The following is a 17,644-nucleotide window of genomic DNA, read 5'->3' on the forward strand; positions in this document are numbered from 1 at the left end:
GAATCGGGTCGGCCGGAAATCCGGCCGGGCGCCCGCACGCGAAAGGCCCGGACCCTCGAACGAACGAGGGCCCGGGCCCGCACGCGGTGAACGGTGGCCGCGGACGGCCGCCCGGCCGGCCGGTCCGCCTAGTCGATCCGCCAGGTGTCCCCGCTGCCGAGCAGCGCGGCGAGGTCGCCCTTGCCCTGGGCGCGCACGGCGCCCTCGACCTGGTCGCCCAGCAGCTCGTCGTACGAGGGCCGCCGGACCTGCCGGAAGATGCCGATCGGGGTGTGCTCGAACGCGGGGGAGTCCAGCCGCGACAGCGCGAACGCCTGCGACGGGTCCGGGGCGTGCGCGTCGTGCACCGCGATCTCCGACGGGTCCACGTCGGCGACGTTCACGACCTCGAACGAGCCGGTCGGCGTGCGCCGCAGCGCCTTCTGCCCCTCGGCGCCGAAGACGATCGGCTGCCCGTGCTCCAGCCGGACCGTGACGTCGTCGCGGACCCCGGCGTCCTTGAGCGGGTCGAAGGCGCCGTCGTTGAAGATGTTGCAGTTCTGGTAGATCTCCACCAGCGCCGTGCCCTGGTGCTGGGCGGCCTCCCGCAGCACCGACTGCAGGTGCTTGCGGTCGGAGTCGATGGTGCGCGCCACGAAGGAGCCCTCCGCGCCGAGCGCCAGCGAGATCGGGTTGAACGGGGCGTCCAGCGAGCCCATCGGGGTCGACTTGGTGATCTTGCCCAGCTCCGAGGTCGGCGAGTACTGCCCCTTGGTCAGCCCGTAGATCCGGTTGTTGAACAGCAGGATCTTCAGGTTGACGTTGCGGCGCAGCGCGTGGATCAGGTGGTTGCCGCCGATCGACAGCGCGTCGCCGTCACCGGTGACCACCCACACCGACAGGTCGGGGCGGGACGAGGCCAGCCCGGTCGCGATCGCCGGCGCGCGGCCGTGGATCGAGTGGAACCCGTAGGTGTTCATGTAGTACGGGAACCGCGACGAGCAGCCGATGCCGGAGACGAACGTGATGTTCTCCCGGCGCAGCCCCAGCTCGGGCAGGAAGGACTGGACGGCGGCCAGGATCGCGTAGTCCCCGCAGCCCGGGCACCAGCGCACCTCCTGGTCGGTCTTGAAGTCCTTCATGGTCTGCTTCTGGTCGGTCTTCGGGACCAGCGACAGGGCGGTGCGGCCCTCGCCGTTGACACCGTTGACGCCGTTCGAACCGTTGCCGTTCGAGGCGCCGTTGAGGCCGTTCTCACTCACTGTCGATCACATCCCGGATGACGCCTTCCAGCTCCTCGGCCTTGAAGGGGAGGCCGCGGACCTGGTTGTAGCTGATCACGTCGACGAGGAACCGGCCGCGCAGCAGCAGGGCCAGCTGCCCGAGGTTGATCTCCGGAACCACGACCTTGTCGTAGGACCGCAGCACCTGTTCCAGGTTGGCGGGGAACGGGTTGAGGTGGCGCAGGTGGGCCTGCGCGACCTTCCGCCCGGTCCGCCGGACCCGGCGCACCCCGGCCGAGATCGCCCCGAACGTGCCGCCCCAGCCCAGCACCAGCACGCCGGCGTGGTCGGGGTCGTCGACCTCCAGCGGGGCGATGTCGGCGGCGATTCCGTCGATCTTGGCCTGCCGCGACCGGACCATCAGGTCGTGGTTGGCCGGGTCGTAGGAGATGTTGCCCGAACCGTCGGCCTTCTCCAGGCCCCCGATCCGGTGCTCCAGCCCCGGGGTGCCCGGGATCGCCCACGGCCGGGCCAGGGTCAGCGGGTCGCGCCTGAACGGCTGGAAGTCCTCCTGGTTCGGCTCGGCGAAGCCGGGCTCGATGGTGGGGAGGGAGTCCACGTCCGGCAGCTTCCACGGCTCGGAGCCGTTGGCCAGGTAGCCGTCCGACAGCAGGATCACGGGGGTGCGGTACTTCACCGCGATCCGGGCCGCCTCCAGCGCCGCGTCGAAGCAGTCCGAGGGACTGCGGGGCGCGATCACCGGGACCGGGGCCTCGCCGTTGCGCCCGTGCATGGCCTGCAGCAGGTCGGCCTGCTCGGTCTTGGTGGGCAGGCCGGTGGACGGGCCCGCCCGCTGCACGTCGATGACCAGCAGCGGCAGCTCGGTGGCCACGCCCAGGCCGATGGTCTCGCTCTTGAGCGCGATGCCGGGCCCGGAGGTGGTGGTGACGCCGAGCGAGCCGCCGAACGAGGCGCCCAGCGCGGCGCCGACCGCGGCGATCTCGTCCTCGGCCTGGAACGTGCGCACCCCGAACCGCTTGTGCTTCGACAGCTCGTGCAGGATGTCGGAGGCCGGGGTGATCGGGTACGAGCCGAGGTAGATCGACAGCCCGCTGCGCTCACCGGCGGCGATCAGGCCGTAGGCCAGTGCCACGTTCCCGGTGATGTTGCGGTACAGGCCGGGCTCGTGCTCGGCCGGCTTGATCTCGTACTGCACCGAGAACGCCTCGGTGGTCTCGCCGTAGCTCCAGCCCGCCTGGAAGGCCGCCACGTTGGCCTTCATGATCTCCGGCTTGGAGGCGAACTTGCGTTCCAGGAACGCGATCGTCCCCTCCGTGGGCCGGTGGTAGAGCCAGGACAGCAGCCCGAGGGCGAACATGTTCTTGGCCCGCTCGGCGTCCTTCTTGGAGATCTCGAAATCGGCCAGCGCGGTCACCGTCATCGAGGTGAGCGGCAGGGCGTGCACGCGGTACTCGGAGAGGGTGCCGTCCTGGACCGGGTCGGCCGCGTAGCCGACCTTGGCCAGGTTGCGCTTGCTGAACTCGTCGGTGTTGACGATCAGGTCGGCGCCGCGGGGCAGGTCGCCGAGGTTGGCCTTGAGCGCGGCCGGGTTCATGGCGACCAGGACGTTGGGCGCGTCGCCGGGGGTCAGGATGTCGTGGTCGGCGAAGTGCAGCTGGAAGCTGGACACTCCGGGAAGCGTGCCGGCCGGGGCGCGGATTTCGGCCGGGAAGTTCGGCAGCGTCGACAAGTCGTTGCCGAACGCCGCCGTCTCCTGGGTGAAGCGATCGCCGGTCAGCTGCATGCCGTCACCGGAGTCACCGGCGAAGCGGATGATGACGCGGTCGAGTCGCTGGACCTGTTTGGTCACAGAGGAAGACCTCCTCGACACGCAGCACCCGTCCTGGGGGAGGCACCCAGGATCGTGATGCTACTTAGGCTTACCTTCATGGTATGTCCGGGATGGAATGCTTGCTCGGGGACGGGTGAATCAGTAGAGGCCGTCCGCACGGCGTGAAACGCCGCCGTGGCCGGTCTCCGATGTCCCATCACGCCGTGGCCCGCCGGCCGCGCACGCGGATTCGGCCGTCAGGTGACATCCCTTTGCCAGGGAGCCGCGACCCCGTAGCAAAGAGGTATCACCCCGGGGGCGGCTTGACGCGGAACCGGCGAAACCGGGCGGTTCCCAACCGGTGGCACGACCCGCGCGGCGTCCGCGTTCACCCCGAACACAGGCAGCTCGCCAGGCGGCACAGGTCGACGTGAAGCCGCCGCACGAGCCGCGGAGGTTCGGGCGAGGAGCGGGGGCTCCCCGGGGGCACGGAGGTCACCCCCGAACTATAGACAGGACGAAAATGGCCCGGTCCAACCGCCCCCGGCCCCCGCCCGCGCCGACCTGGTGATGATCTACGGGCCGCGGTCCGGGCCGCGGCCCGGGCCGAAGTCCGGGCCTCGGCCTGGGCCGCCGCCCGGCCGCCGTCAGGGCGCCGGCGAGGGAGAGGCGGTCGCCCCGCCGGGCGCGGGTGCGCCGCTCCGGGCCGCCGCGACCTGCGCGGCGCGCTCACGGTCGACCAGCCCCAGCAGGCGGCCCACATCGGACGGGGCGACGGCCTCACCGACGACCCGGGCGTGCCCTTCGTAGGCGTGCGTGCCCGGCACGTCCCGCGCCTGGCGCATCCACGTCCGCCAGCCGCGGCCGCTCACCGTGCAGCGCAGCGTCACCTCGCGGTCGGTCGCGACGGCCGCCGAGCCGGTGCACGAGCCCAGCGTCCGCCCCTTGGAGGTGATCGACGCCCGGAGCGCGGCCCGCGCGTCGGCCGGAACCGTTCCCTGCGGTTCGGTCAGCGTGGCGGGCACGCTCAGCGTGCAGCCGTTCAGGTTGTCGTTGCAGTTGACGAACGTCGGCTTGCCCGGCTGGAAGCGCAGCGCCGGATCGGCGGCCCCGCCCAGCGCCGCCACCCGCGGCCTGATCTCGGAGAACGTCCCGGCCGGATCGGCCAGCGGCGACACGGTGAAGCGCGGGTCGCCCTGCCCGGCCGCCTGGACCCGCAGCAGCCGGTACGGCGCGGACGTGGTCACGAAGTAGTCGGCCTTCGCCGTCTTCACCCGGTAGGCGCGGGTGGCGCCGACGTTCTCGGTCGGCGTCCGGGCGGGCGCCTTGCCCACCGCGGCGGCGATCGCCCGCGGGGCCAGCACGTCGCTCACGGCGCGCAACGCGGGGAACGACGCGGGAAGCTCGGCCCACCGGCCCGCGAAGCTGTCGGCGCGGGCGGCCTCGCCGCTGTAGGTCCGCCAGAAGACCGGGCCGCCCTTGACGTAGGTCGAGCCGTCCACCACGACCAGGTCGGCCCGTACCGTGCCCGCCGTCAGCGAACCGCTCGCCAGCCCCGCGCGGGTCACCCTCAGCAGCACCTGGACGGGCCGCCCGTTCACGGTGACGGTGCCCTCGTACCGCAGGCCCGGCGTCGCGGCCAGCTGCCGCCCCGCCTCCTGCGACCACGCCGCGGGGGCGGGACCGCCGGCACGGGGACGCTCGCCGCCGCCGTCCCCGCCACGGGTCAACACCCCGTACGCCACGCCCGCGGCGCCGAGCGCCACCACGACCCCGGCCGCGATCAGCACCCGGCGCGGGCCCTTCGACCCGCCCCGCCTCCCTGGCGGCGACGGCATGGGCGGGGGCGGCCCGAAACCGTGCGGGGGCGTGGACGGGGGAGGAGCGGGCATCGCGGACGGCGGAACGGGCAACGGCTCCATCGGAGGCGGGGACGTTCCGGGCACGCCATGGGGAGGCGGGGGCGTCACCGGCGGTGACCCCTCATGTTCAACGCTCACTCGGCGCTCATTCTGCTGGCAACCGGCATCACAGACATAGAGTGCCGGACCGCGCGCGCCCGCGCAGCAGGACCGAGCAGCAGGGCCGCCCAGCAGGGCCGCTCAGCAAAGCGCCCGCCGGGCCCCGTTCCCCTCCGGAACGGGCCCCGGCGGGCGCCGGACGCTCCGTCACTCGGAGTCGAGACCGCTCTGCAGGGCCCGGACGTCGGAGGAGGTCGCGGCGATCGCCACCGGGGTCGCCGCCACCCAGACGCGCCGGGCGTCCTTGCCGTACTTGGCCCAGTCGCCGCCCGAGATCGTGCACTGGACGGTCACGTCCGAGGCGCCGGTCACGGTGCCGGACGACTCGCACTCGCCGTAGTACCGGCCGCCGCCCTGCGCGGAGGTCAGCCGGAAGTTCACCTTGATCAGCACGGCGGAGGCGCCGCCGCGGGTGCTCCAGACCTTCACCCGCACGGTGCAGGGCTGGCCGCCCCGGCTGCAGGAGACGAACTCGGGCTTGGCCGAGTTGCGGGGCGACCTGCCGGTGTCGATCGCGTCGGTCAGCTCGCCCATCAGCGTGCGCATCTGGCCGATCGAGCTGGAACCGCTGGAGGTGGACTCCGCGGTGACGTCGGCGGAGACGCGCGGGGAGAGGGTGCTCTCGTACCGCAGCAGCTCGGGCTCGTCGTCGTCGGTCACGTAGAACGTGGTCAGGCTGCTGGCGATCTTGATGGCCTTCCGCCCCTGGACGACGGTCTCGCTGTCCCTGAGGCTGTACCGCGTCGCCTGCCGCAGCTTCGACGCGAGGGCGGACGGCGTGAGCTCCCGGTCGAAGTCGAGGCTGAGGTCGGTGCGGTCGACCGCGCCCCACTGCTCGCCGCCCTTCAGGAACCGCTCCGCCGCCGTCGAGCTCAGCTTCGGCTGCCAGTAGCTCTTGGGCGCCTTGACGAACAGCTTCTGGTCGGCGGCGAGGAGGGTGACGCTGTCACCGTTCCAGGTGACCTGGCCGCTGGCGCGCCCGCCCTTGGTCACGACCAGCTCGCCCTGGAGGGCGTCGGAGCCGGAGCCGAACGATCCCTTGAGCTTGAGGGTGCGCGCGACGGAGACCGAGTTGGCCGCCGCGGTCAGCCGCTCCTTGGGGGTCATGCCGCCGGAGGCCACGACCACGACCACCACCACGATCAGCAGCACCACGACCAGCGCGCCGCCCAGCACGATCGCGATGATCGCCCCGCCGCCGCCGCGCTTGGGCGGCGGCGCCATGCCCATCCCCGGGCCCATCCCCGGGCCCACGGGGGCGCCGGGAGGCGGATAGAACGGGGGCGGGGTGCCGGGCCCGGAGAACCCGCCGGGGCCGGGGGCGCCCGGCGCGGGCGGCGGGCCGCCGGGACCGGGGGGCATGCCCGGGCCCGCGGGCGGCGGTGGCGGCCACGAGGAGCCGGCGGGTGGTTCCCAGCCCGGGGGAGGCGGAGGGTTGCTCATCCGGTCACGTCCTTCAAGGTCATCTGGCCCCAAATGCCTATCTAGTGTGACGCAAAGAAAGGACAATCCGTTCGCGCGGGTCACGGAACGCTCAGGACGCCACCGTGCCGCCACCTCGGGGATACTTGACGTGGGTGCTTGGGAGGTCGTCGTGACGGACTATTTCGGCTCGTATCTCGTCGTGGTGGCGTTGGTCCTGGTCGGCGGCGGGATCGTGGGCGGCGGGCTGGCCGCCAACCGCATGCTGCGCCCGCACCGTCCCACCGCGGAGAAGCTGACCACTTACGAATGCGGCGTGGACCCCGTCGGCATGGGGTGGGCGCAGTCGTACGTGCGCTACTACGTGTTCGCCTACCTGTACGTGGTGTTCGCCGTCGACGCGGTCTTCCTCTTCCCCTGGGCCACGGTCTTCGCCGCGCCCGGCTACGGCATGACCACCCTCGGGGAGATGTTCGTCTTCCTGGGCTTCCTCGCCACGGGCCTGCTGTACGCGGGCAAGAAGGGCGTCCTGTCGTGGGTGTGACGTCCGGATATGTGGCGGGACGAACTGTAAGAATGTTGGTGTGAGCACGAGCGGAGCGAACCGATGAGCGCAGTGGACCTGCCCCCGCCCAGCGTGGGGCCGTTGTCCCGCCTGGCGCCCAGGCCGGTGAAGTTCGTGCTCAACTGGGGCCGCCGCTATTCCCTGTGGGTCTTCAACTTCGGGCTGGCCTGCTGCGCGATCGAGTTCATCGCCACCTCGATGAGCCGGCACGACTTCATCAGGCTCGGCGTGATCCCGTTCGCGCCGGGGCCGCGCCAGGCCGACCTGATGGTGGTCTCCGGGACGGTCAGCGACAAGATGGCCCCCGCCGTGCGGCGCCTGTACGAGCAGATGCCCGAGCCCAAGTACGTCATCTCCTTCGGCGCCTGCTCCAACTGCGGCGGCCCGTACTGGGACTCCTACTGCGTCACCAAGGGCGTCGACCAGATCGTCCCGGTGGACGTCTACGTCCCCGGCTGCCCGCCCCGGCCCGAGGCGCTGCTGCACGGCATCGTCCGGCTCCAGGAGAAGATCGCCGGCGAGTCGCTGGGGGACCGGTACGGCGGCGGCGGAGAGCCCGTCGCCCCTCCGCCCGCGCCCCGTCCACTCTCGGCCACGGTCCTGCGCCGCCCCCTCCAGCCCCCGCCGCCGCCCGAGCCTGAACCCGTTCCCGAGACCGAGCCGGAGGCCGGGCCGGAGGCCGGGCCGGAGCCCGAGGAGCGCGCGGCGTCCGGGGAGCCCGAGCGTTCCGAGGACGAGATCGCGACGGCCGCCCTCAGCCCGCTCCCCGACGAGTCACCTGCCGAGCCACCTGCCGAGCCGCCTGCCGAGCCGCCCGCCGAGGCATCTGCCGAGCCCGAGGACTACCAGCACCGCCCGGGCGGCCCCTCGCACGTGACCCAGCCCGTCGCCCCCCTCGCCGATCCCGGCCCCACCGCCCCCTCCACCCCCTCGGAGGACCCCACCGTTCCGGTCGCGCCGGTCACCGGCCGTACCGAGGGCGGCGCCACCGACAGGGGCACGGAAAAGGGCCGCGCCGCGCCGTGGCGGCGGCCACGTCCCCGCGACCACGACCACGACCCCTCGATCATCCCCGGCCTCACCGACGACGAGCACGCGGAGCACGACGAGCCCGAGAACGAGCCCGAGAACGGGCACGGCGACGAGACCGGACGGAACGGCCGATGAGCGCGGCCGGCCCGCTCGCCGCAGCCTGGGACGCGCGGTTCGGCGAGGAGGTGTCCAGCGAGGAGACCTTCGGCGGCCTCGCGGTGGGGGTGCCGCCCGACCTGTGGCCGGACGCGCTGACGTTCGCGCGGGACGACCTGTCCTGCGGGTTCTTCGACTGGCTGACCGGTGTGGACGAGCTGGACGAGGGGTTCGCCGTGGTGGCGCACGTCTACTCGCTGGAACGGGCCCACCACCTGCTGATCCGGACGCGGGTGCCGCGGGACGATCCGAGGCTGGCGACCGCGACCGGGATCTACCGGGGCGCCGGGTGGCATGAGCGGGAGACGTTCGAGATGTTCGGCGTGGTCTTCGAGGGCCATCCCGACCTGAAGCCGCTGCTGCTGCCCGACGGCTTCGAGGGGCATCCGCTGCGCAAGGAGTTCGTGCTGGCGGCCCGGGTCGCCAAGGCGTGGCCCGGGGCGAAGGAGCCCGGCGAGTCGGGCGGCGGGGCGCCCAGCCGCCGCCGCGTCCGCCCGCCCGGCGTTCCCGACGAGGGGACGTGGGGCGCCGCGGCCGAGCACCGGCCCTCGCGGGGCGCGCCGGAGAGGCGGGCGCCGGAGAGGCGGGGACCGGATGCTTGAGATCGTCGTCAAGCTGGCGCTGGTCGCGGCCGGGTTCGCGCTGCTGCCGCTCCTGGTGGGGCAGGCGGAGCACAAGGTCATGGCGCACATGCAGGGGCGGCTCGGCCCGATGTACGCCGGCGGTTTCCACGGGTGGGCGCAGCTGGTCGCCGACGGCGTGAAGTTCGCCCAGAAGGAGGACGTGGTCCCCCGGGACGCCGACCGCCGGGTGTTCAAGCTGGCCCCCGCGGTGGCGCTCGTCCCGTACCTGCTGGTGCTCCTGGTGATCCCGGTCGGGCCGGACGGCCAGGTGGCCCTCGACCTCGGTGTCGGGCTGTTCTTCGCGCTGGCGGTGATGGGCGTCGGCGTGATCGGCGCGATCATGGCGGGTTGGGCCAGCGCCAACAAGTACTCGCTGCTGGGCGGGATGCGGGTCGCGGCCCAGCTCATGTCGTACGAGCTGCCGATGGTGTTCGCGGCCTCGTCGGTCGCGATGGCCGCCGGGACGCTGTCGCTGGGCGGCATCGCCGAGGAGTGGCGCTGGTGGTGGCTGCCCTGGCAGGCGGTCGGCGCGGTGGTGTTCTTCGTGGCGGGCCTGGCCGAGCTGCGCCGCCCGCCGTTCGACATGCCGGTGGCCGACTCCGAGATCATCTTCGGCCCGTACACCGAGTACGGCGGGCTGCGGTTCGCGCTGTTCATCCTGGCCGAGTACGCGGGCATCGTGGTGCTGTGCGCGCTGACCACCGTGCTGTTCCTGGGCGGCTGGAAGGGGCCGTTCCTGGAGACCGAGCTGGGCTGGCTGTGGACGCTGCTCAAGACGTTCGCGCTGGCCTTCGTGGTGATCTGGCTCCGGGTGAGCTTCCCGCGCATGCGGGAGGACCAGCTGCAGAAGCTGGCCTGGGCCTACCTGGTCCCGCTGTCGCTCGCGCAGCTCGCCCTCACCGGCGTCGTCAAGGTCGCCGTCCAGGGCTGAACCGGTCTTCAGGGGGCGGGCCGCAGGGGAGCCGCTCTCAGGGCACCGGTCTCAAGGGACCGGTCTCAAGGGATCGGTCTCAAGGGATCGGTCTCAAGGGAGCCGCGCTCGAGGGACCGGTTTCAGTCGGGGCAGTCTCAGGGGAGGAAGATGGCGTACTCGGCGAGCTGGGGGAGCAGCGCGGGCGGCAGGTCGAGGTCGACGGCCAGCTCCTCGGCCGAGAGGAAGCCGCCGTGCTCGGCGCGGTGCCGGACGATGCGTTCGACCAGGGCGTCGTCCGCGCCGGGCAGCAGCGCGAGGGTCGCCGGGGGCGCGTGGTTGACGTCGATCAGGCCGCCGTCGTCGTAGCCCCGCGGCAGGTCGGGCCGGCCGATCCGCAGCTCGTGCGCGAGCGCCGGGTCCTCCGCGGCCAGCGCGCGGGCCTGCTCGCGCAGCGTACGGCGGTACTTGGCCAGCCGGATGGCGTGCTCGTTGCGGGCGTCGTGCGGGGCGCCGCGGGGGAACGCCGAGGGCCGTACCGCGAAGGCGTGCACCGTCCCGGCGATCCACAGGGTCAGCATCATGATGCCGCTCAGCGCGCCGAAAAGGGCGCTCTCGGCCTGCGTCAGCAGCATGGCCATGCCGGTCGCGGCGCCGTAGCCGGCGGCGGTCGCGCCGAGGTTCCACGACTTGTTCCGCAGGGCCGCGTACAGGAACGAGAAGGGCGTGCCGAACCCGAACGTGAGGAACGGCACGAACGCCCACAGGATCCCGCGCGGCTCACCCGCAGGCGGCGGGATGGGGAGGGGCGGAGGCGGAGGATGGGGCGGCGGCACCGGCGGCATGGGCCGCGGGGGTTGCCAGCCCGGCGCCATCGGCGGCTGGGCGTGCGGGGGCCGCTGGAAGGGCCCGGTCGGCCCGCCGGAGGGGTGGCCGTGCGGGTACGGGGGCCTGCCCGCCCCCGGTGGCCCCGGAGCCGGGCGGGGGCCCTTGGTGAAGTCCTGGTCGGGGCCGTCGCCCTGATCCCTGTTGAAAGGCCCGTCCACGCCGTGGTCCACGTGCCCTCCTCACCGAGGTGTGTCCGATCGAGGCGCCGGCTCACGTCTGGTTCGACGAACGCGGCACCCGCTCCGTTCCCCCATGCCGCTTAGTACGGAATCATGGTGACCCGTGGGACGGCTACCAGGAGGCGGGCTGGCCAAGGGGCTGGCGGTCACGTTGCGGACGATGACTCGGCGCTCCATCACGCGACAGTACCCGGAGGTGCAGCCGGATCTGCCCCCGCGCAGCCGGGGGGTGATCGCGCTCTTCGAGGAGAACTGCACGGTGTGCATGCTCTGCGCCCGTGAGTGTCCCGACTGGTGCATCTACATCGACTCGCACAAGGAGACGCTGCCCGCCGAGGGCGGCGGCCGGCCGCGCACCCGCAACGTGCTGGACCGGTTCGCGATCGACTTCGCGCTGTGCATGTACTGCGGGATCTGCATCGAGGTGTGCCCGTTCGACGCGCTGTTCTGGTCGCCGGAGTTCGAGTACGCCGAGTACGACATCGCGGAGCTGACCCACGAGAAGGAGCGGCTGCGCGAGTGGATGTGGACCGTCCCGCCGCCGCCGGCGCACGATCCGGGCGCGGAGCCGCCCAAGGAGCTGTCCGCCGCCGAGCGTTCCGCCGCCCGCGGCGCCGGCCGTGCCGCGGGACGGCCCCCGGGCCCCGGCGGCGGGGGAGCGGCCCCGTGACCGGGCCGGAGATCGTCTTCTCGCTGCTGGGCGTGGTCGCGGTCGGCTCCGCGATCCTGGTGGTGACCACCCGGCAGCTGGTGCACGCGGCGCTGTGGCTGGTGGTGTCGTTCGGCGCGCTGGCCGGGGGCTACCTGGTGCTGACCGCCGAGTTCGTCGCCTGGGTGCAGGTGCTGATCTACGTGGGCGCGGTGGTCGTGCTGCTGCTGTTCGGGATCATGCTGACCCGGGCCCCGATCGGGGAGTCGGCCGAGCTGGACTCGGGCAACCGGTGGGCGGCGCTGGCGGTGGCCGTGGCGACCGCCAGCGTGCTGGTGACGGTCATGGTGATGGGGTTCCACGACGCCTACACGCCGTTGCGCGCGGGAGGGGGCTCGGCGGAGGCGCTGGGCGCGAGCGTGTTCCGGACCTGGGTGCTGCCGTTCGAGGTGCTGTCGGTGCTGCTGCTGGCCGCGCTGATCGGCGCGATCGTGCTGTCGCGCTCCGACATCGGGCCGGGCGCGCCCGAGGACGAACCGCCTCCCCGGGACGAACCGCCTCCTCGGGACGAACCGCGCTCCGAGGCGGAGCCGGAGCCGGGGCCGGGCCGGGAGGGCGGTCGCTGATGCACCTGACCTATCCCACGGTGGTCGCCGCGCTGCTGTTCTCGGTGGGCGTGTACGGGGTACTCGCCCGCCGCAACGCGATCCTCGTCCTGATGTCGGTCGAGCTGATGCTCAACGCGGTCAACCTCAACCTGGTCGCCTTCGACGTGTGGCTGCGCGACCGGCTGCACGGCGGGCAGGCGCTCACCCTGTTCACGATCGTGATCGCGGCGGCCGAGGTCGGGCTGGGGCTGGCGATCGTCCTGCTGGTGTTCCGCAACCGGCGGACGATCGACGTCGACCGTCTGCGGGCCCTGGCCGAGGACGGCACCGCTTCCGCGCCCGCCTCCGGTGATCCGGAACGCGCCGGAGAGACGGCCGCCGCGGCCCCCGGGAGTTCGGGCGCCGCGGCCCGCCGGGGCGACCGGGACGGGTCCGGCGCCGGGGGAGGCGGCCGATGATCGCGCTCGCCTCCGCCGTCATCCTGCTGCCGTTCGCCGCGGCCTTCGCCGGGATGCTGCTCGGCCCCCGCCTCACGCGCCTGCTGCGGGCCGGGCCCGGCGGTCCCGTGCCCGAGCCCGCGACCGTTCCCGGCGGCGGCCCGACCGTCCCGGAGCCCGAGTGGCGGGCCGCGGCCGAGACCGCCGAGCACCACCCGCTGCGCAACGGTCCCGCGCTGATCGCCTGCGTGCCGGTGGCGGTCGCGACGCTGCTCGCGGCGATCGTCGCGTTCGCCGTCTGGCGCGACCCCGGCGCCCGGACCGGCACGCTGACGATGATCCCCACCGGCACCGTGGAGATCGCGGTGGGCCTCCAGGTGGACGGGCTCGCCGCCGTGGTCGGCCTCATGGTCTGCTGCGTGGCCCTGGCCGTCCAGCTCTACTCGATCGCGTACATGTCCAAGGACCCGCGCTACTCCTCGTACGCGGCGTTCATCTCCCTCTTCACCGCCGCGATGCTGCTGGTGGTGTACGCCGGCGACCTGCTCCTCCTGTACGTCGGCTGGGAGGTCATGGGCGTCTGCTCGTACTTCCTGATTGGCCACCACTGGGAGGAGCGGGCCGACTCGCGGGCCGCGGTCAAGGCGTTCCTGGTGACCCGGCTCGGCGACGTCGGCTTCCTGCTGGGGATCATCGTGCTGGGCATCGGCGCCGGGACGTTCTCCGTCGAGGGCGTGCTCGGCCGGGTCGCGGCGATGCCGGACGCGACGGTGACGGCGGCGGCGCTGCTGCTGCTCGCCGGGGTGGCGGGCAAGAGCGCCCAGTTCCCGCTGCACACCTGGCTTCCGGACGCGATGGCCGGCCCCACCCCGATCAGCGCGCTGATCCACGCGGCGACGATGGTGGCCGCCGGGGTCTACGTGGTCGCCCGCCTGTACCCGGTGTTCCTGGCGGCTCCGGCGGCGCTGGCGGTGCTGGGCCTGCTGGCGGTGGTCTCGATGGTGGGCGCGGCGCTGGCGGCGCTGGCGCAGGACGACCTCAAACGGGTGCTGGCCTACTCCACGATCAGCCAGCTCGCGGTCATGGCGGCCGGGCTGGCGGTGGGCGCGCGGAGCGGTGCGGTCCTCCACCTCCTCGCGCACGGGGCGTTCAAGGCGCTGCTGTTCCTGGCGGCCGGGTGCGTGATCCTGGCCGCCGGGTCCAACCTGCTGCGCGACTACGGCGGGCTCCGGCAGACGATGCCGATCACGTTCTGGTCGATGACGGTCGGGCTGGCCGCGCTGGCGGGGGTGCCGCCCGCCAGCGGCTGGTTCAGCAAGGACGCGATCATCGGGGCGGCGCAGCACACCGCGCTGCACGGCGGCGAACTCGACCCGGTGGCGGTCGCGCTCGGCGCCGGGCGCCCGGCCGTCCACATCCCCGGGGCGGTGGCGTGGATCGTCTACCTGGGGCTGGTGCTGACGGTGGCGCTGACGGCCGCGTACGCGACGCGCACCTGGCTGATGACCTTCTTCGGTGAGCCCCGCGGCGCGTACGAGGCGCGGGAGGCCCCCGCCCTGATGTCCTGGACGGCCGCGGCGCTGGCCGTCCCCGCCGCGCTCCTCGGGTTCTTCGGACTCGGCGCCCCCGAACTGCGGCCGCACGTCGGGGCGGCCCTGCTGTCGCTGCTCCTGGCGGCGGCCGGCGGCGCCGCCGCGTTCCTCGTCTGGAACAAGGACCCGGCCCTCGATCCGGCGCGCGCCCTCGGCCCGGCCCGGACCCTGTTCGCGCGGGCCTTCTACGTGGACGAGCTGTACGCGTTCGCCGTCGTCCGGCCGCTGCGGGCGCTCGCGGGCCGGGTCGCGGCGTTCGACACGCGGGGGATCGACGCGCTGGTCGTCGGCATAGCGCGCGGGACGGGGCGGCTGAGCGGGCCGCTGCGGATCCCGCAGAACGGCAACCCGCAGGCGTACCTCACCGGGCTGCTCGCCGGAGTCGTCGTCATCACGGCCGGAGTGGTGATCTTCCTGTGATCCTCGTACTGATGGCGGCGGTCCCCCTGGCGGGGGCCCTGCTCCTGCTGCTGCCCCCCGGCCGCTTCCTGCCCGGCGACACCGCCGTCCGGCGGTACGGCGTCGGCGTCTCGGGGGCCACGCTGCTGGTCGCGCTGGCGGCGGTCGCGGCGTTCGACTTCGGCGCCACCTCGCGCATGCAGCTGGAGGTGGACCGCGCCTGGGCGCCCGCCATCGGGCTGCGCTTCCACCTCGGCGTCGACGGGATCTCGCTGCCGCTGGTGGTGCTGACGGCGCTGCTGACCTTCCTCTGCTTCGTCCACCTCACCAGGCACCCGCCGGCCGGCGGCCCCGCCCGCCTCCTCACCGCCCTCCTGCTGCTCCTGGAGGTCGGCCTGATCGGCACCTTCGTCGCCCTCGACATGGTGCTGTTCTTCGTCTTCTTCGAGGTCGTGCTGATCCCGATGTACGCGGTGATCGCGTACTGGGGCGGGCCGGGCCGCCGCGCCGCCGCCGGCAAGTTCATCCTCTACACGCTGCTCGGCTCCGGGCTGCTGCTGGCCGGGATGCTCCTGGTGGCGGTGAACGCGGGCACCCTCGACCTGACCGAGCTGGCCGCGCGGCAGGGCGCCGGGATCGCCCGGGGCACGCAGATCGCCGCGTTCCTCCTGATGGGCCTGGGCCTGGCGATCAAGGCGCCGATCTGGCCGCTGCACACCTGGCTGCCCGACGCGCACACCGAGGCGCCGACCGTGGGGTCGGTGCTGCTGGCCGGGGTCCTGCTGAAGATGGGCACCTACGGCCTGGTCCGGGTGGCGCTGCCCGCGGCCCCGGGCGGCGCGGAGTTCTGGGCGCCCTGGCTGGGGCTGCTCGCGGTCGCCGGAATCGTGTACGGGGCGCTGGCCTGCCTGGCCCAGCGCGACCTCAAACGGATGATCGCGTACTCCTCGGTCGGCCACATGGGCTTCGTGCTGCTGGGCATCGCCACCCTCACCCCGGTCGGGATCAACGCGGCGCTGTTCGGCAACATCGCGCACGGGCTGATCACCGGGCTGCTGTTCTTCCTGGCCGGGGGCATCAAGGACCGGTACGGGACCGGTGACCTGGACGCGCTGGGCAGAGGCATGCTCGGCACCGCGCCCCGCCTGGCCGCGTTCCTGACGTTCGCCGCGGTGGCGAGCCTGGGCTTGCCGGGGCTGGCCGGGTTCTGGGGCGAGCTGCTGGCGCTGCTCGGCGCGTACCGGCCGCACCCGGAACTGCCCCGGGAGACCTTCGTGACCTTCATGGTCGTCGCGGCGCTCGGCGCCGTGCTGACCGCCGCGTACTTCCTGCGACTGCTCGTCAAGATCACCCACGGCCGCCCGTCGCCCGGCGGCCCGTCCTCCGGTGGCCCGTCCTCCGGCGCGGCCGTCCCGGCGGCCGCCCGGATCGCGCCGATCTCGCCGTACGAGTACGCGGCCTGGACCCCGCTGATCGTGCTGACCGTGCTGGTCGGCCTGTGGCCCAAGACCCTGCTGGACGTGACCACCGCGCCGGTCCGCGCGCTGCTGGGAGGCGGCTGACCCATGTCCTGCACCCCCCGCCCGCGCCCCCTGGGACGGCGCCCATGATCCAGGACATCGACTACGCGGCGATCTCGCCCCCGCTGATCCTCGCGGTGGCCGCCGTCGGGCTGCTGCTGGCCGACGCGTTCGACGTCCCCCGGCGCCTGCTCGGCCTGCTCGGCGGCGGAGCGCTCACGGTCGCGCTGGCGGCCGTGGTGGCGCTCGCCTTCGGCGACCGGCGCGCCACGTTCTGCCTGCCGGACGGCCTGCGCGGGAACGGCCCGCCCTCGTGCTCCTACGTCGCCGACGACTTCACGCTGCTGTTCCAGGGCATCGTGCTGGCCGCCGCCGTGATCGTCGTGCTGCTCTCGCTCCGCGAGATCACCGCGGCCCGGATGCCCGCCGGCGAGTACCACTTCCTGCTGCTGGCCGCGATCATCGGCGCGCTCGTCCTGGTCGCGGCCCGCGACCTGATCCTGCTGGTGGTGGCGCTGGAGACGCTGTCCCTGCCGGTGTTCGCGCTGGTCGCGCTGCGCCGCTACGACGGTACCGCCTCCGAGGCCGCGCTGAAGCTGTTCCTGGTCTCGGTCGTCTCCGCCGCGATCATGCTGTTCGGGGTCAGCCTGGTGTACGGGGCCACCGGCGCCATGCACCTGGACCGGATCGCGCCCGCGCTGGAACGGCTCCCCGCCCAGCTGGACCCGGTCGCCGCGGTCGGGATCGTGCTGGTCCTGGCCGGGTTCGGGTTCAAGGTCGCCGCGGTGCCGTTCCACTTCTGGGCGCCCGACGTCTACCAGGGCGCGCCGCTGCCGGTCGCGGCGTTCCTGTCGGTGGTGTCCAAGGCGGCCGGGTTCGCCGGGCTGGTGATCGTCCTGTCGGCCGGCTTCCCGGCCTACGGCCACGTCTGGGGCCCGGTGATCGCCGCCCTGGCGGCGATCACGATGACCCTCGGCAACCTGATGGCGCTGCGCCAGCGGACCGCGATCCGGCTGCTGGCCTGGTCGTCGGTCGCCCAGTCCGGCTACATGCTCGCGCCGCTGGCGGTCGGCGCCCGGCGGCTGCCCGAGGCGGTCGCCGCCACCACCGCCTACGTCGCCCTGTACGCGGTCATGAACCTCGGCGCGTTCGCCGTGGTCGTCGCCGTCCGCCGGACCGCCCCCGCCCGCGACACCCTGGACGCCTTCCGCGGACTGGCCCGCACCCGCCCGGCCACCGGCGCCGCCCTCGCGTTCTTCCTCATCTGCCTGGCCGGGCTGCCACCGGGCGTGATGGGCCTGTTCGCGAAGGTCGTGGTGTTCCGGGCGACCGTGGCCGGCGGGGTGACCTGGCTGGCCGTGGTCATGGCCGTCAACACCGTGATCGGGCTCTACTACTACCTGGCCTGGGCGGTCCGGCTGTTCGCCGCGCCGGAACACCCCGTGGCCGCCCCCGCCGCCGATCCCGGCCCCGCCGTACGGGCCGCGATCGCCGCCACCGCGGTCGGCGCCGTCGTCCTGTCGGTGGCGCCGCAGCTCGTCCTGCAGGCCGTCCGGGCGGTCACCTGACCGGGTCCGATTCGGGAACGTTCAGCCAGGTCAACCCGTTCT

At 73.4% G+C, this 17,644-nt stretch carries 15 protein-coding genes and 1 pseudogene; 10 read left to right on the forward strand and 6 right to left on the reverse strand.

The window, feature by feature from the left end; genetic code table 11:
- Positions 1-128: 128 nt before the first annotated feature.
- The 5 genes from IW256_RS02165 to IW256_RS02180 all read right to left on the reverse strand — a co-directional run bounded on the left by IW256_RS02165 (position 129) and on the right by IW256_RS02180 (position 6,497).
- Entirely contained in the window at positions 129-1,241 is a 1,113-nt protein-coding gene (locus IW256_RS02165) for a 2-oxoacid:ferredoxin oxidoreductase subunit beta (protein ID WP_197009342.1), read from the reverse strand.
- A complete protein-coding gene (locus IW256_RS02170; RefSeq protein WP_197009343.1) occupies positions 1,234-3,072 on the reverse strand; it encodes a 2-oxoacid:acceptor oxidoreductase subunit alpha in 1,839 nt (612 codons plus the stop codon). The genes IW256_RS02165 and IW256_RS02170 overlap by 8 nt, the downstream gene beginning before the upstream one ends.
- A gap of 349 nt (positions 3,073-3,421) precedes the next feature.
- On the reverse strand, positions 3,422-3,796 hold the full coding sequence (locus tag IW256_RS43065) for a putative leader peptide (protein WP_420535388.1): 375 nt from the start codon (positions 3,794-3,796) through the stop codon (positions 3,422-3,424).
- The gene (locus tag IW256_RS02175; protein ID WP_197009344.1) at positions 3,681-5,033 is read right to left on the reverse strand and encodes a LolA-like protein; all 1,353 of its coding nucleotides are present in this window, start codon (positions 5,031-5,033) and stop codon (positions 3,681-3,683) included. The genes IW256_RS43065 and IW256_RS02175 overlap by 116 nt, the downstream gene beginning before the upstream one ends.
- A 168-nt stretch (positions 5,034-5,201) precedes the next feature.
- Complete coding sequence (locus IW256_RS02180) at positions 5,202-6,497, reverse strand: hypothetical protein (RefSeq protein ID WP_197009345.1); 1,296 nt, start codon at positions 6,495-6,497, stop codon at positions 5,202-5,204.
- 151 nt (positions 6,498-6,648) lie between these two features.
- Here IW256_RS02180 and IW256_RS02185 point away from each other — a divergent pair, with 151 nt between their 5' ends.
- From IW256_RS02185 to nuoH, 4 genes are all read left to right on the forward strand, one after another.
- The gene (locus IW256_RS02185; protein ID WP_197009346.1) at positions 6,649-7,020 is read left to right on the forward strand and encodes an NADH-quinone oxidoreductase subunit A; all 372 of its coding nucleotides are present in this window, start codon (positions 6,649-6,651) and stop codon (positions 7,018-7,020) included.
- Between the two features lie 63 nt (positions 7,021-7,083).
- Positions 7,084-8,208 carry an NADH-quinone oxidoreductase subunit NuoB gene (locus IW256_RS43215; protein WP_197009347.1) on the forward strand — a complete coding sequence of 375 codons (1,125 nt, stop codon included), beginning with the start codon at positions 7,084-7,086 and terminating at the stop codon, positions 8,206-8,208.
- A complete protein-coding gene (locus tag IW256_RS02195) occupies positions 8,205-8,831 on the forward strand; it encodes an NADH-quinone oxidoreductase subunit C (RefSeq protein WP_197009348.1) in 627 nt (208 codons plus the stop codon). Before IW256_RS43215 ends, IW256_RS02195 begins: the two co-directional genes overlap by 4 nt.
- Positions 8,824-9,783, forward strand: coding sequence for an NADH-quinone oxidoreductase subunit NuoH (gene nuoH / locus IW256_RS02200; protein WP_197009349.1), 960 nt, complete (start codon positions 8,824-8,826; stop codon positions 9,781-9,783). Before IW256_RS02195 ends, nuoH begins: the two co-directional genes overlap by 8 nt.
- A 137-nt stretch (positions 9,784-9,920) precedes the next feature.
- Here nuoH and IW256_RS02205 read toward each other — a convergent pair whose 3' ends face one another.
- A complete protein-coding gene (locus tag IW256_RS02205) occupies positions 9,921-10,820 on the reverse strand; it encodes a helix-hairpin-helix domain-containing protein (RefSeq protein WP_307828708.1) in 900 nt (299 codons plus the stop codon).
- Between the two features lie 112 nt (positions 10,821-10,932).
- Between IW256_RS02205 and IW256_RS02210 the strand changes: the two genes are divergently transcribed.
- The 6 genes and pseudogenes from IW256_RS02210 to IW256_RS02235 all read left to right on the forward strand — a co-directional run bounded on the left by IW256_RS02210 (position 10,933) and on the right by IW256_RS02235 (position 17,602).
- Positions 10,933-11,499 carry a NuoI/complex I 23 kDa subunit family protein gene (locus IW256_RS02210; RefSeq protein ID WP_307828709.1) on the forward strand — a complete coding sequence of 189 codons (567 nt, stop codon included), beginning with the start codon at positions 10,933-10,935 and terminating at the stop codon, positions 11,497-11,499.
- Positions 11,496-12,104: an NADH-quinone oxidoreductase subunit J family protein gene (locus tag IW256_RS02215; protein WP_197009350.1), complete on the forward strand. Its 609-nt coding sequence runs from the start codon at positions 11,496-11,498 to the stop codon at positions 12,102-12,104. Before IW256_RS02210 ends, IW256_RS02215 begins: the two co-directional genes overlap by 4 nt.
- Positions 12,104-12,385: pseudogene (gene nuoK / locus IW256_RS02220) on the forward strand (NADH-quinone oxidoreductase subunit NuoK); the annotation flags it as partial. The gene IW256_RS02215 and the pseudogene nuoK, both read left to right, overlap by 1 nt.
- Positions 12,386-12,540: 155 nt before the next feature.
- On the forward strand, positions 12,541-14,535 hold the full coding sequence (locus IW256_RS02225) for an NADH-quinone oxidoreductase subunit 5 family protein (protein WP_197009352.1): 1,995 nt from the start codon (positions 12,541-12,543) through the stop codon (positions 14,533-14,535).
- Between the two features lie 11 nt (positions 14,536-14,546).
- Positions 14,547-16,076, forward strand: coding sequence for a complex I subunit 4 family protein (locus IW256_RS02230; protein ID WP_197009353.1), 1,530 nt, complete (start codon positions 14,547-14,549; stop codon positions 16,074-16,076).
- A gap of 44 nt (positions 16,077-16,120) precedes the next feature.
- Positions 16,121-17,602 (forward strand): NADH-quinone oxidoreductase subunit N, encoded by a 1,482-nt coding sequence (locus IW256_RS02235; RefSeq protein WP_197009354.1) that lies wholly within the window; start codon positions 16,121-16,123, stop codon positions 17,600-17,602.
- Positions 17,603-17,644: the final 42 nt, after the last annotated feature.

Source organism: Actinomadura viridis, assembly GCF_015751755.1.
In the GTDB taxonomy this organism is placed as follows: Bacteria; Actinomycetota; Actinomycetes; order Streptosporangiales; family Streptosporangiaceae; genus Spirillospora; species Spirillospora viridis.

What these genes read in the sequence shown, in the direction of transcription:
- IW256_RS02235 (WP_197009354.1), top strand. Translation starts at nt 16,121, where the DNA reads ATGATCCAGGACATCGACTACGCGGCGATCTCGCCCCCGCTGATCCTC.
- IW256_RS02195 (WP_197009348.1), top strand. Translation starts at nt 8,205, where the DNA reads ATGAGCGCGGCCGGCCCGCTCGCCGCAGCCTGGGACGCGCGGTTCGGC.
- nuoH (WP_197009349.1), top strand. Translation starts at nt 8,824, where the DNA reads ATGCTTGAGATCGTCGTCAAGCTGGCGCTGGTCGCGGCCGGGTTCGCG.
- IW256_RS02180 (WP_197009345.1), bottom strand. Translation starts at nt 6,497, where the DNA reads ATGAGCAACCCTCCGCCTCCCCCGGGCTGGGAACCACCCGCCGGCTCC.
- IW256_RS02225 (WP_197009352.1), top strand. Translation starts at nt 12,541, where the DNA reads ATGATCGCGCTCGCCTCCGCCGTCATCCTGCTGCCGTTCGCCGCGGCC.
- IW256_RS43065 (WP_420535388.1), bottom strand. Translation starts at nt 3,796, where the DNA reads ATGTGGGCCGCCTGCTGGGGCTGGTCGACCGTGAGCGCGCCGCGCAGG.
- IW256_RS43215 (WP_197009347.1), top strand. Translation starts at nt 7,084, where the DNA reads ATGAGCGCAGTGGACCTGCCCCCGCCCAGCGTGGGGCCGTTGTCCCGC.
- IW256_RS02230 (WP_197009353.1), top strand. Translation starts at nt 14,547, where the DNA reads ATGGCGGCGGTCCCCCTGGCGGGGGCCCTGCTCCTGCTGCTGCCCCCC.